General features: G+C 45.2%; 11 protein-coding genes and 1 CRISPR repeat array. Of the genes, 4 read left to right on the forward strand and 7 right to left on the reverse strand.

Going from position 1 to position 12,679, the window contains the following annotated elements:
- The first annotated feature begins 1 nt into the window (after position 1).
- A complete protein-coding gene (locus TPET_RS04685; RefSeq protein WP_011943487.1) occupies positions 2-1,039 on the forward strand; it encodes an L-Ala-D/L-Glu epimerase in 1,038 nt (345 codons plus the stop codon).
- Positions 1,036-2,988, forward strand: a complete 1,953-nt coding sequence (locus TPET_RS04690) for an IGHMBP2 family helicase (RefSeq protein ID WP_011943488.1) — start codon at positions 1,036-1,038, stop codon at positions 2,986-2,988. Before TPET_RS04685 ends, TPET_RS04690 begins: the two co-directional genes overlap by 4 nt.
- 49 nt (positions 2,989-3,037) lie before the next feature.
- Positions 3,038-4,265: direct repeats of the CRISPR family, unit length 30 nt; unit sequence GTTTCCATACCTCTAAGGAATTATTGAAAC.
- Between the two features lie 635 nt (positions 4,266-4,900).
- Here TPET_RS04690 and TPET_RS04695 read toward each other — a convergent pair.
- Complete coding sequence (locus TPET_RS04695; RefSeq protein WP_011943489.1) at positions 4,901-6,427, reverse strand: bifunctional UDP-sugar hydrolase/5'-nucleotidase; 1,527 nt, start codon at positions 6,425-6,427, stop codon at positions 4,901-4,903.
- 74 nt (positions 6,428-6,501) lie between these two features.
- On the opposite strand from TPET_RS04695, the gene TPET_RS04700 reads away from it, so the two are divergent.
- Positions 6,502-7,251, forward strand: a complete 750-nt coding sequence (locus TPET_RS04700) for a radical SAM protein (protein WP_011943490.1) — start codon at positions 6,502-6,504, stop codon at positions 7,249-7,251.
- Here the strand turns inward: TPET_RS04700 and TPET_RS04705 are convergent.
- From TPET_RS04705 to TPET_RS04715, 3 genes are all read right to left on the reverse strand, one after another.
- Positions 7,235-7,999 carry a metallophosphoesterase family protein gene (locus tag TPET_RS04705; protein ID WP_004082427.1) on the reverse strand — a complete coding sequence of 255 codons (765 nt, stop codon included), beginning with the start codon at positions 7,997-7,999 and terminating at the stop codon, positions 7,235-7,237. The genes TPET_RS04700 and TPET_RS04705 overlap by 17 nt on opposite strands.
- Before the next feature lie 32 nt (positions 8,000-8,031).
- Positions 8,032-9,426 (reverse strand): glutamate--tRNA ligase, encoded by a 1,395-nt coding sequence (gene gltX, locus TPET_RS04710; RefSeq protein WP_004082426.1) that lies wholly within the window; start codon positions 9,424-9,426, stop codon positions 8,032-8,034.
- Between the two features lie 97 nt (positions 9,427-9,523).
- Positions 9,524-9,724, reverse strand: coding sequence for a cold shock domain-containing protein (locus tag TPET_RS04715; RefSeq protein WP_004082425.1), 201 nt, complete (start codon positions 9,722-9,724; stop codon positions 9,524-9,526).
- A 233-nt stretch (positions 9,725-9,957) separates the two neighbouring features.
- On the opposite strand from TPET_RS04715, the gene TPET_RS04720 reads away from it, so the two are divergent.
- Positions 9,958-11,124: a type III PLP-dependent enzyme gene (locus TPET_RS04720; RefSeq protein ID WP_004082424.1), complete on the forward strand. Its 1,167-nt coding sequence runs from the start codon at positions 9,958-9,960 to the stop codon at positions 11,122-11,124.
- Between the two features lies 1 nt (position 11,125).
- Here TPET_RS04720 and TPET_RS04725 read toward each other — a convergent pair whose 3' ends face one another.
- Genes TPET_RS04725 through minD form a run of 3 tightly spaced genes read right to left on the reverse strand, consistent with a single transcriptional unit; the run spans position 11,126 to position 12,635 of the window.
- The gene (locus TPET_RS04725) at positions 11,126-11,524 is read right to left on the reverse strand and encodes a secondary thiamine-phosphate synthase enzyme YjbQ (RefSeq protein WP_004082423.1); all 399 of its coding nucleotides are present in this window, start codon (positions 11,522-11,524) and stop codon (positions 11,126-11,128) included.
- 15 nt (positions 11,525-11,539) lie between these two features.
- The gene (locus TPET_RS04730) at positions 11,540-11,815 is read right to left on the reverse strand and encodes a hypothetical protein (RefSeq protein WP_011943491.1); all 276 of its coding nucleotides are present in this window, start codon (positions 11,813-11,815) and stop codon (positions 11,540-11,542) included.
- A 4-nt stretch (positions 11,816-11,819) separates the two neighbouring features.
- A complete protein-coding gene (minD, locus tag TPET_RS04735) occupies positions 11,820-12,635 on the reverse strand; it encodes a septum site-determining protein MinD (RefSeq protein ID WP_008194265.1) in 816 nt (271 codons plus the stop codon).
- Positions 12,636-12,679: the final 44 nt, after the last annotated feature.

Below are 12,679 nucleotides of genomic sequence, written 5' to 3' on the forward strand. Positions count from 1 at the left end.
GATGTCGAGGATCGTGAACGTGAAGCTTTCTCTCAAGAGATACGAATACGAAAAGCCGTTTCACATAACTGGAAGCGTATCTTCCGAAAGCAGAAATGTCGAGGTTGAAATCGTTTTGGAAAGTGGTGTCAAAGGGTACGGAGAAGCGTCTCCCTCCTTCAGAGTGAACGGTGAAAGGGTGGAAGCACTTCTTGCAATAGAAAACGCTGTGAGGGAGATGATCACAGGCATCGATGTGCGAAACTATGCCAGGATCTTCGAGATCACAGACAGGCTCTTCGGGTTTCCGAGTTTGAAAGCAGCCGTTCAATTTGCCACACTGGACGCTCTCTCTCAAGAACTTGGAACACAGGTCTGTTATCTCCTTGGAGGAAAAAGAGATGAGATAGAAACGGACAAAACAGTTGGGATAGACACCGTCGAAAACCGTGTGAAGGAGGCAAAGAAGATATTCGAAGAGGGTTTCAGAGTGATCAAGATAAAAGTTGGAGAGAATTTGAAGGAAGACATCGAAGCCGTGGAAGAGATAGCGAAAGTCACCCGTGGAGCGAAGTACATAGTTGACGCGAACATGGGATACACCCAGAAGGAGGCGGTGGAGTTCGCGAGAGCAGTATATCAAAAAGGAATAGACATCGCTGTGTACGAACAACCTGTGAGGAGGGAAGACATAGAAGGCTTGAAGTTCGTGAGGTTCCACTCTCCGTTTCCCGTCGCGGCGGACGAATCCGCGAGGACGAAGTTCGATGTGATGAGGCTTGTGAAGGAAGAAGCGGTTGATTACGTGAACATAAAACTCATGAAGTCGGGAATTTCCGACGCTCTTGCCATAGTGAAAATAGCAGAATCGTCAGGTTTGAAGCTCATGATCGGATGCATGGGAGAGTCCTCGCTCGGAATAAATCAGAGTGTTCATTTTGCGCTTGGAACGGGAGCTTTTGAGTTTCATGACCTTGACAGTCACCTGATGCTGAAGGAAGAAGTTTTCAGAGGAAAATTCATCCAGGATGGTCCGAGAATGAGGGTGAAAGATCAATGACGGTTCAGCAGTTCATAAAGAAGCTTGTGAGGCTCGTAGAGCTCGAAAGGAACGCGGAAATAAACGCAATGCTCGATGAGATGAAGCGGCTCTCGGGGGAGGAAAGAGAGAAAAAGGGTCGTACCGTTCTGGGTCTCACAGGAAAATTTATAGGAGAAGAACTTGGATATTTCCTTGTGAGGTTTGGAAGAAGAAAGAAGATAGACACAGAAATCGGTGTGGGTGATCTTGTTCTCATAAGCAAAGGAAACCCCCTCAAGAGTGATTACACGGGAACGGTTGTGGAGAAAGGAGAGCGTTTCATCACGGTAGCGGTCGATAGGCTTCCATCGTGGAAGCTCAAAAATGTGAGGATAGACCTCTTTGCGAGCGACATCACGTTCAGAAGACAAATAGAGAACCTGATGACGCTTTCTTCGGAAGGGAAAAAAGCTCTTGAGTTTCTACTTGGAAAGAGGAAGCCAGAAGAGTCGTTTGAAGAAGAGTTCACTCCCTTCGATGAAGGATTGAACGAGAGTCAGAGGGAAGCGGTTTCCCTTGCCCTCGGAAGTTCTGATTTCTTTCTCATACACGGCCCCTTCGGCACGGGAAAGACCAGAACACTCGTGGAGTACATAAGACAGGAAGTAGCACGTGGAAAGAAAATTCTGGTCACAGCGGAGAGTAACCTTGCTGTGGACAACCTCGTGGAGAGGCTCTGGGGGAAAGTGTCTCTGGTGAGAATTGGCCATCCTTCGCGCGTGTCCTCTCATCTGAAGGAGTCCACACTCGCACATCAAATCGAAACAAGCAGTGAGTACGAGAAGGTAAAGAAGATGAAGGAAGAACTCGCAAAGTTGATCGAAAAAAGGGACAGTTTCACAAAACCTTCACCGCAGTGGAGAAGAGGGCTCAGCGACAAGAAGATCCTGGAGTACGCGGAGAAGAACTGGAGTGCCAGGGGAGCTTCCAAGGAAAAGATAAAGGAGATGGCAGAGTGGATAAAGTTAAACAGCCAGATTCAAGATATCAGGGACCTCATAGAACGCAAAGAGGAAATAATAGCGAGCAGGATAGTACGGGAAGCGCAGGTTGTGCTTTCAACCAATTCGTCCGCAGCTCTGGAAATAATATCGGGAATAGTCTTCGATGTGGTAGTTGTTGACGAGGCCTCTCAGGCAACTATCCCAAGCATCCTCATTCCCATATCGAAAGGCAAAAAGTTCGTCCTCGCTGGGGATCACAAACAGCTTCCACCCACGATACTCTCAGAAGACGCGAAGGATCTTTCGAGAACACTGTTTGAAGAACTCATAACTCGATATCCCGAGAAGTCTTCTCTTCTCGATACCCAGTACAGAATGAACGAACTTTTGATGGAGTTTCCGAGTGAAGAATTTTACGACGGAAAACTGAAAGCGGCCGAGAAAGTCAGAAACATAACGCTCTTCGACCTTGGAGTGGAGATACCGAACTTTGGAAAGTTCTGGGATGTTGTTCTCTCCCCAAAAAACGTTCTGGTCTTCATAGACACAAAGAACAGATCTGACAGATTTGAAAGGCAAAGGAAAGACTCTCCCTCGAGAGAGAATCCATTAGAAGCACAGATCGTGAAAGAGGTTGTGGAAAAGCTTCTCTCCATGGGGGTGAAGGAGGATTGGATCGGGATCATCACTCCCTACGATGATCAGGTGAATCTCATAAGAGAGTTGATCGAAGCGAAAGTAGAAGTACACAGTGTGGATGGTTTTCAGGGAAGGGAAAAAGAGGTCATCATCATCTCATTTGTGCGTTCGAACAAAAACGGTGAAATAGGGTTCCTCGAAGATCTGAGAAGACTCAACGTCTCACTCACACGGGCGAAAAGAAAACTGATAGCAACGGGAGATTCGAGCACGCTCTCTGTCCATCCAACTTACAGAAGGTTCGTAGAGTTCGTGAAAAAGAAGGGAACTTACGTGATCTTTTGATATGAGAGTCTATAACAAAAACATCCCCCCACTCATGTGGGGGTTATTTTTTTTCGTACATCTAAGGAAGTATTGAAACAAACTATTAGATTTTCTTAGCGAAAGAATGTCTTAGTTTCCATACCTCTAAGGAAGTATTGAAACAACAACATTTATGAATACAAGATCGTCGTCCAACTGTTTCCATACCTCTAAGGAATTATTGAAACTGAGAGAATTTGTTCACGTTTTGGAGCGTATGCTTTAGTTTCCATACCTCTAAGGAAGTATTGAAACAGGTGTTTGACAACACGAAACAATGGGAAGACATCAGTTTCCATACCTCTAAGGAATTATTGAAACAGGAAGTCGTGTTCACAAATCCGGACGTAAAAGTGCTGTTTCCATACCTCTAAGGAACTATTGAAACAAGAGAAATTAGAAGAAGAAGCGAAGGCGTTTTTAGAGTTTCCATACCTCTAAGGAACTATTGAAACTTTGCGAACGTACGAGATTTTTTTCACATATCATAAGTTTCCATACCTCTAAGGAACTATTGAAACAGGCCATCAAGTTTGACGGCCCTGTTGGAGTCATATTGTTTCCATACCTCTAAGGAACTATTGAAACAAATTAGAGGCAAAGAGGTTGTAATGGATGAATGGTGTTTCCATACCTCTAAGGAACTATTGAAACTGAGTTCCCCTATCCATTCAGTATCATCCTCCCCTTGGTTTCCATACCTCTAAGGAATTATTGAAACAGGAGGTGATAAAACGAAATGGGAAATTTTTCAGCCCGTTTCCATACCTCTAAGGAATTATTGAAACAAAAGCTGGTGGTACTCGAAGCCCTTCGTAGGCTTTTGTTTCCATACCTCTAAGGAATTATTGAAACTGAGAAGAGAATACGCAATATTAGTATGGCTTGAAGGTTTCCATACCTCTAAGGAATTATTGAAACCATACTCCAACGCAAAATAATATGTTCTATTTCTCAAAAGTTTCCATACCTCTAAGGAATTATTGAAACAAACGGACGAACGGTGTCGGCCAAAGTAAGGAGGATGTTTCCATACCTCTAAGGAATTATTGAAACACGAAAACGTGTTGAGGTTTCGAGTATCGAGGCGCAGTTTCCATACCTCTAAGGAATTATTGAAACCCGCCACGCATCCGGCTGCCGTAGGCGATTGGTTGGGTTTCCATACCTCTAAGGAATTATTGAAACGTGGTCTACTACAGCACATGGATGCAGGAGGATGAAATGTTTCCATACCTCTAAGGAATTATTGAAACCCGTTGAGTTCAAGAGAAATTATACCACAAACACACTCTGAAAGCAAGATGTTTTTTGACCTTCCATATCCTCCCTTTCCATAAACCATTCTAACACACAAGAGAGCACCTTCAAGTACTGTTTGGAAAAATGGAATAATTGCATAGTCAAACAAGAAAAGAACACAAGCAAAAAACAGATGATAAATTATATCAACCTACGTCAGGGCATTTTGGGATGTTTTTGGTAAAAATCGATTAGTTCCATGTTTCACAAATAGATGAAAGAAGGTATTCCTCAGTGTGTTAGAAGTTAACTGTTAACTTCTCTAATTAAAAGCACTTACACGTCATCGATTACCACAAATTCTCTTCATATTGTCTCTTCATATCATCCATTATTCCCTTTTTAACGCATAGCTTCCGGTACCACAAACCCGCATAAAATTTTTCGTTACCGGTAATTGCATACTCTGTATCGTTCTTCCAGTGCCAGATACACGCATCACCCACTTTGTGAATGATTGGAACTAACCTGGTTTGTATGCATAAAAGTTAATTAGTAAATATCAATAATTTTCAAGTTAATTTTTAATATCAAAAACCAAAGAGGCGGGATTGCCCCGCCTCAACCTGAACTCTTCGAACTGTTCCAGTTACTCTCTCACGTACCTCTGCGAATCGTCGTACTCTTCTATTTTCCCGTTCAGAACATTCTGGATGTACTCAATGACGGCGTCTGACATGAGGTATCCCGTGTCGTATCCGTCCCACTCTTTGAACATGACATAACCGTCTCCACCACCTGCCATGTAGTTGTTTGTGACCACTTTGTACTTTTTCTCTGGATCGAGCGGCTCTCCGTTCACGAGAACCTCTACGACTTTTCCGTCTTTGCTCTTCCAAGTGAGGCCGGAAACCTGGAGGAACGCACCTTTACCTTCCGGAATGGTAGCGGCGTACTCGAGCACTTTCATGATCTGTTCACCGGTGAGTTCCAGTACGTAGAGAGTGTTTCCAAACGGAAGAACCGTCAGTATATCTCTCACAGTGATCTTTCCAGGTTTTATAGAGGCTCTGATACCTCCACCGTTTGTGAAAGCGATATCCGCCCCCACTTTCCATCTCATGGCGTCCACTATGAGGTTGGCAAGATTCGTGCTTTTCGATCTGACGTGTTCTCTTTCACCATCGAGGTAGATCTTCGTCTCTCCTATGACGGTATCGAGTTTTTCATTTCCCACTTTCTTGAAGTATTCAAGAGCCTTTGCGACGTATCTGTTTTCGAGGTACGGCTTCCCGAGGTACCTGTACTTTTCGTTTTCGTACACCTTCAAATTAACGGGTATCGCTTCCCAGTGCCACGCCACGATCTTTCCGTCTTCGATGTCCAGATCGAGTCTTCCAACGTACTTTCCATATTCTCCGGCCGAAGCTATTATCTTTCCGTCCACAACGTCAGATCCAAGCACGTGGCTGTGCCCTGCTATCACAACGTCTATTCCCTCAACTCCTGCCAGCTGGTGTGTCGTGGTGATGTCTTCCTTCTTCGGCTCTCCCCAGTCAAGGTGCGCAAGAGCGATCACAACATCTGCCTGTTTTTTCAATTCGGGTGCTATTTTCTGGGCCACTTTCAGGGCGTTTTCGAACTTCAGACCTTCGAGGTAGAGGGGTTCCAGGATCTCCGTTTCTTCTGTGGTGAAGCCGATGATGGCGATTTTCAGCTCACCGAGATCTTCGACGATGTATGGATTGAAGAACGGTTCACCATCTTCTTTTACTATGTTCGCTGAAAGGAACGGAAAATCTGCGAATTTCATCTGTTTTTCGAGTACTTCCCTTGGATTGTCGAACTCGTGGTTTCCAACGGCCATGGCTTTGAGTCCTATCATGTTGAATCCAACAATGTCTGGTATGGCATCTTGAAGATCGGACTCTGGAACACCGGTGTTCAGGTCTCCCGCATGGAGAAAGATCACGTACCCACCCTGACTCTCGACTTCCCTTTTCACCTCTTCTACGATCGTTGCGATGGCTGCAAGGCCCCCAATTCCGGGATTACGATACTCATCGAATGCCCAAGCGTGACCGTGTGTGTCGTTGACGTGAAGGATGGTGAGCCTTGCACCAAGAAGCAGAGCGGTTATCAATAAAGCCAGAAGGATCACCAGGAACTTTCTCATGATATCACCCCCTTCAGAGATTTTAACTCTAATGTGCTAACATATTGTGAGATTCTGTTAAGGAGGTTTCACTCGTGACGGTGGATCCATCTCACACGATTCCCGTGAGCGTGACCGGCACGTTTTGTTCGCTCAACTGCCCTCACTGTGGAGCGCACTATTTGAAACACATGATCTCCGTGGATGAAATTCCAGCCTTTGTGAAGAAAGGCTACAGAAACTTTCTGATAAGCGGCGGAATGCTTCCAGATGGTTCCATTCCGTTTGAAAAGTATTACGAACGTTTGAAGGAGCTGAAAGAATCCCACGGTCTTCTTTACAACTTTCACGTGGGGTTTCAAAAGTCCAAGGTTGCAAAGGAGCTGGCTGACGTCGTTTCTATGGATTTCTTCGGTGATGAAACCGTTTTGAAAAGCATCTACGGACTCGCATTGACTCCACAGGAAATTTTAGATATCGCTCACTTTTATGAGAACGTGGTGTTTCACATCACGGTAGGAATAACGGGTGGAAAGATCACCCACGAAGAAAAAGCGCTCGAGATCCTGTCTCAGGAGACAGACACCGTTGTTTTGAACGTGTTCATTCCAACTCCCGGAACGAAGTTTGGAAAATCTTTCCCACCGGATCTCCAGGAGGTTGTGAAACTCTTCGAGAAGGCAAGAAAACTGTTCAAAAGAGTAATCCTCGGCTGTATGCAACCGAGGGGGGAATACAGAAAGAAGCTTCAAAGCGAGTTGAAAGATCTCGTGGATGTCATCACAAAGCCCGTCGGCGGGACGGGTGAGTTCAAAGGATGCTGTGCCTTCATCGGCCGAGGGTGAAAGTGACCTTTCCCGGTCCCATGTCGAACGTTTGTCCGAGTGCCAGAACGGTCGCAAGTTCAACTGGGAGGCCGTTTCTTGCGATCTTTTCTACGGTTGTCTTCACATCGTACCTGACACGCACTATTTCAAAGCTGACCGTACCGTTTTCAACATCAACGATCATGTAAGACGCTCTCGGGTCCCCGTCTTTCGGTCTTCCGGCGCTTCCTGGGTTCAAAACGAGCTTTCCCATAACCCATTTCACCATGGGAAGGTGAGTGTGTCCGTTCACAACAACATTCTCTTCGACCGATTCCACGATCTTCTTCAGCCTGTCTGGAGGAGTGTTGGGCTTCACGTACTCGAGGAGTTCGTTTAGAGGACTTCCATGAACGAGCAAGAATCTGACTCCTTCAACTTCGAAACTCAGCTTTTTGGGAAGATTTCTCAAAAATTCTCTGGTTTTCTCAGAAGTGTTTTCGATCGACCACTTGAGGGAGATGTCTCCAACCTCTGTTTCCCTTCCGGGCGCGTAGGAACAACCACAGCTCTCTTTGGAATAGCCAACGGCATCGTCGTAGTTTCCCATAATCGTTTTGATGTTTTTTTCCATGATTGTCTGTACAACAGCTTCAGGATCGGGTCCATAGCCGACCAAATCTCCAAGGCAGAACACTTCATCGACACCTTTGTTCTCCATGTCCTCCAGAACGGCCTTCAACGCTTCGAAATTTCCATGAACATCTCCAAAGAAGGCAAGCCTCATTTTGTCACCCTCAACTATAAAGCGTGATTTTTTTAGGTTTTCTTTAAGAACTGTAAAGTTCTTTCAAGTCTTTTCAGTGTTCTTTCTTTTCCCAGCACCTCTATGGTTTCAAAAAGACCGGGTGTTACCAGCTTTCCAGTAACCGCTCCTCTTATGAGCTGAAAGACCACCTTTTTCGATGCCAGACCCTTTTCAGAAAGATCTCTCAATGTTTTTTCTATCTCTTCCATATTCCAGCTGTTGAGATCTTTGAAGGCTTTTTTTGCTTCTTCAAGCACCCTTTCGGCTTCTTCTCTCTTCAAAAATTTCTCTACATAGTCCTTTTCGTATTCGTAATCGTCGTTCATGAACGGATACATGATGTCGTACAGCTGAGAGAGTGTGTTCACCTTTTCCCGACATATACGGAGGGTCTCTGAGAAGTATCTTTCATCCACGGAGGGGATTTCTTTTCCCGCGTACTTTGCCCATTCGATGAATTCCCTCTTCAGGTCTTCGAGATCGATTCTTCTCATGTGCTTTCCGTTCACCCATTCGAGTTTCTGGTAATCGAATATGACTCCCTTGTTCGAAATATCTTTTGGATCGAATGACTGAAGTTTCTCTTCTATAGTGAAGATTTCGTCTCCTTCCACTCTCCATCCGAGAAGTGCAAGATAGTTCATCAAAGCCCTGCTCAAAATGCCCTCCCTTCTGAAGTGTTCAACGGAAGTGGCGCCATGTCTTTTACTCAAAGGCGTTCTGTCCGATCCAAGGATGAGTGGAATGTGCATGAAGACGGGTGCTTCCCATCCGAAAGCCTCGTATATCATGAGCTGTTTTGGGGTGTTAGAAAGGTGATCTTCACCGCGAAACACATGGGAGATTCTCATGAGATGATCGTCCACCACGACCGCAAAATTATAGGTGGGAAATCCGTTCGACTTCATGATGATGAAATCTTCTAAGGTGGAGTTATCGAATTCCATGTAGCCTTTCAGAAGATCCTCGAAGGAAGTCTTTCCGGGAAGAACTTTGAATTTTATGGTAACGGGATGCCCTTTCTCCTTGTATTCGTGGGGATACTCGTAAGTTGTGAAGAGCTCTTTAGAGGGATCTTCCTTATCGTAAACCACGTAATAAGCCCTCTTATCTTCCACCAGTTTCTCAGCGTATTCTCGGTAGATCTCGAGTCTTTCGCTCTGTCGATAGGGTCCGAAATCTCCACCTATGTCAGGCCCTTCGTCCCAATCGAGACCGCACCACCTCAAAGATTCCAGGATCTGCTGTTCGTATTCTCTTGAGCTTCTCTCAGTATCGGTGTCTTCTATTCGAAGGATAAACTTTCCACCCTCTTTTCTTGCGAACATCCAGTTGAACAGAGCGGTTCTGGCTCCACCTACGTGGAGATGGCCTGTTGGACTCGGGGCGAACCTGACTCTGACCAATTCGAAGCACCTCCTGATTTTTTTTGGTCCGACTTCTAATATATCAAAAAAAGCCCCGGTGATGAACACCGGGGCCTGGATTCGGTTTCGACCTCTATTATCTAACAGGTCTCACATTGACAGCCTGAGGTCCTTTGGTACCTTTCTGGACTTCGAACTCGACTGTTTCGTTTTCCCTGAGGGTCTTGAAACCGTCCATCTGGATCGCTGACCAGTGAACGAAGATGTCCTCTCCGTTCTCCATGGTGATAAAACCGTAGCCTTTCTTGGAGTCAAACCACTTAACCGTACCTCTCATGAAAAAATCACTCCTTCTTAAAAATCTTTCCGCTCAAGGCGGCACCTCCTAAGTGTACACCCCGGATACGGCTTTGTCAAAATCTCTGTATTCTTCATCAGAAGGGGTTTACGGTGTTTTGAAATCTTAGTTTTATCCTAAAGACATATTTATTTAACTTAATGGGTCTTTCTATGAAAGAGTTTTTTACCTATTCTTTATATGCATAACCATATCCCGTTGAGGAGGAGTCCATGATGGAATACTGGATTAGAAGAGCCCTTGAAGTAGTGAAAACGCCTTTTCTTCTTTTCGATCTGTCGGTCGTGGAAAAGAAATATCTGGAGATGAAAGCTGCTCTCAAAAAAGCGGATATTTACTACGCTGTGAAGGCAAACTCCCACCCGCGTATTATATCCCTTCTTGCCAGGTTGGGGAGTAATTTCGATGTGGCTTCCAAGGGGGAGATAGAAAAGCTCCTCGCACTTGGTGTGGATGGGAAGAGAATGAGTTTTGGTAACACCATAAAAAGAGAGGAAGACATCGCGTTCGCGTACAAAAACGGTATAAGGCTCTTTGCAGTGGATAGTGAGATGGAAGTGGAAAAAGTCGCTATAAATGCTCCTGGAAGCTTCGTTTTTGTGAGAGTGGAAACGGATGGTGCAGACGCAGACTGGCCCCTTTCCAGAAAGTTTGGAACCAATCCAGAGCATGCTCTTCAGCTTCTCTCCTATGCTTCGAAGATGAAACTGATCCCCGCGGGATTGAGTTTTCACGTGGGATCTCAGAATTTGAATCCTGAAAGCTGGAAAAAGGCGATAGAGATCGCGGGGAGAGTGTTCAAAAAAGCCATGAGATCCGGTTTGAATCTTTTCCTCTTGAACGTTGGTGGAGGCTTTCCTGTTCAGCACACAAAGCCAATTCCAAGTATGGAAGAAATAGGAAAGGCAATCGAAGAGGCGATAGACGAAAACCTCTGGTTTGTCCACAATTTGAAAGTGATAGCCGAGCCCGGAAGGTACATGGTCGGAGAAGCAGGCTGGCTTGTCACAAAAGTGCTTTTGAAGAGCGAAAGATCAGGTGAAAAATGGGTTTACATCGACGCGGGAGTATTTCACGGGCTCGCAGAAACTATCCAAAACTTCGAGTACGAAATCAGAGTCCTCGGAAAAGAAAGAGAAGAGCTCGAAGAGTACCATCTGGCGGGTCCCACTTGTGACAGCGTGGATGTGATATACGACAGAATCTTTCTTCCAAAGAGCATCACTCTGAACGACCTTGTGTGCTTCATAAACGCGGGGGCTTACACGGTTGAGTACAACACCCGTTTCAACGGAATAGAACCTCCAAAGATGGTTTTCATCGAAGAACTCACGGAGATCTCAATAGAGGAGAAAATCAAAACACGAGTGCTGGATTGAATCATCCCTCAACGATTTTTACATAAACGCTCCTCGTCCTCGGGCCGTCGAATTCGCAGAAATATATTCCCTGCCAGGTTCCGAGGAGAGGGCGTCCGTTTTCTATTATGAGCGTGACAGAAGATCCCACCAGAGACGCTTTTATATGAGAGTCGGCGTTTCCTTCCAGATGTGTGTAACCAGCCGACGGTGGAACCAGTTTGTTCAGCGTGTTCATTATGTCCTGTCTCACACTCGGGTCTGCGTTTTCGTTTATTGTGATACCCGCGGTGGTGTGCGGAACGAAAACCACGCAGATACCGTTTCTCACTTTAGATTCTTCTATGAATTTCACAATCTCCGAAGTGATATCCACGAACTGCGTTCGCGAAGAGGTCCGAACTGTGAGTCTTTTAAGCATCTATTTCCCCCCTCTTCATTTGAAAAACACATTTGTGATTATCACCACATGACCTTCTCTTTCTTCGAGATCTATCTTTATCTTTTCTTTTTCAACGTTGAAAGTCTCGGAAAGCCAGCTGGCGATTCTTTCTTTTATCTTATCCGAATTTTTATCGAGCATTTCTTTTGGAATGATCTCTGTTATGTTCATCTGTCTTCTTTTTGTTGTCCCAACTATCTGTTCCAGCCTTTTTTTAGCGGTTTCTCTGCTTTTCTTTTTCTTTCCGAACTCCCAGAACAGGAACTTCATAATATCATCCCCTCTTGAGTTTTGAGAAGAAGTCTTTCAACGTGTCGAGGAAACCCTTTGAAACGGTGACGAAATCGTTCTCTAGAGGAACACCCTCTCCCCGAATTCTTCTTGCGAGGTTTTCAAAGTTTTTGGAAATCCTCGAATTTCCGTTCAGTGAAACCGGGATTCCAGTGTTTGAAGCAACTATGATATCTTCTGAGTCCGGTATAACGGCTATGATCTCCAGTGACAGTGTGTGTTTGATATCGTCAGTGGTGAGCATCTCTCCCTTTTTCACCATGTGCGGTTTGAATCTGTTTATGATCACGTTTATCTTCTCATCGGAAAATCCGAAGTTTTCCAGAAGACCGATCACACGATCCGCGTCAGAGATTGCCGGAAGCTCCGGAGTTGTGACAACAAGCACCCTCTCAGCTGGGGCAACAGCGTTTCTGAACCCCCTTTCGATACCGGCCGGGGAATCGATTATGATGTAGTCAAAGTGCGGTATCAGTTCTTTCACAATGGCTTTCATGTCGTTCGGCGAGATCATTTCTTTCGTAGCTATCTGCGAAGCAGGAAGAAGATACAGATTCTTCAGCATTTTGTGTTTGACAAGAGCCTCTTGGGGAGAGACCTTACCGTTCACTACATCGATCATGGTGTAAACGATTCTGTTTTCCAATCCGAGAACTATGTCCAGATTTTTCAATCCTATGTCGGCATCAATAAGACACACCTTCTCTCCAAGTTTGGCCAGGGCGCATCCGAGATTAGCCGTTATGGTGGTTTTACCCACCCCTCCTTTTCCAGAAGTCACTACTATGACATTTCCCATCAATCCCACCCTTTCTCGTTCACCTGAACAGTTTTCTCCTCAAA

It is taken from the genome of Thermotoga petrophila RKU-1, assembly GCF_000016785.1.
Lineage (GTDB): Bacteria > Thermotogota > Thermotogae > Thermotogales > Thermotogaceae > Thermotoga > Thermotoga petrophila.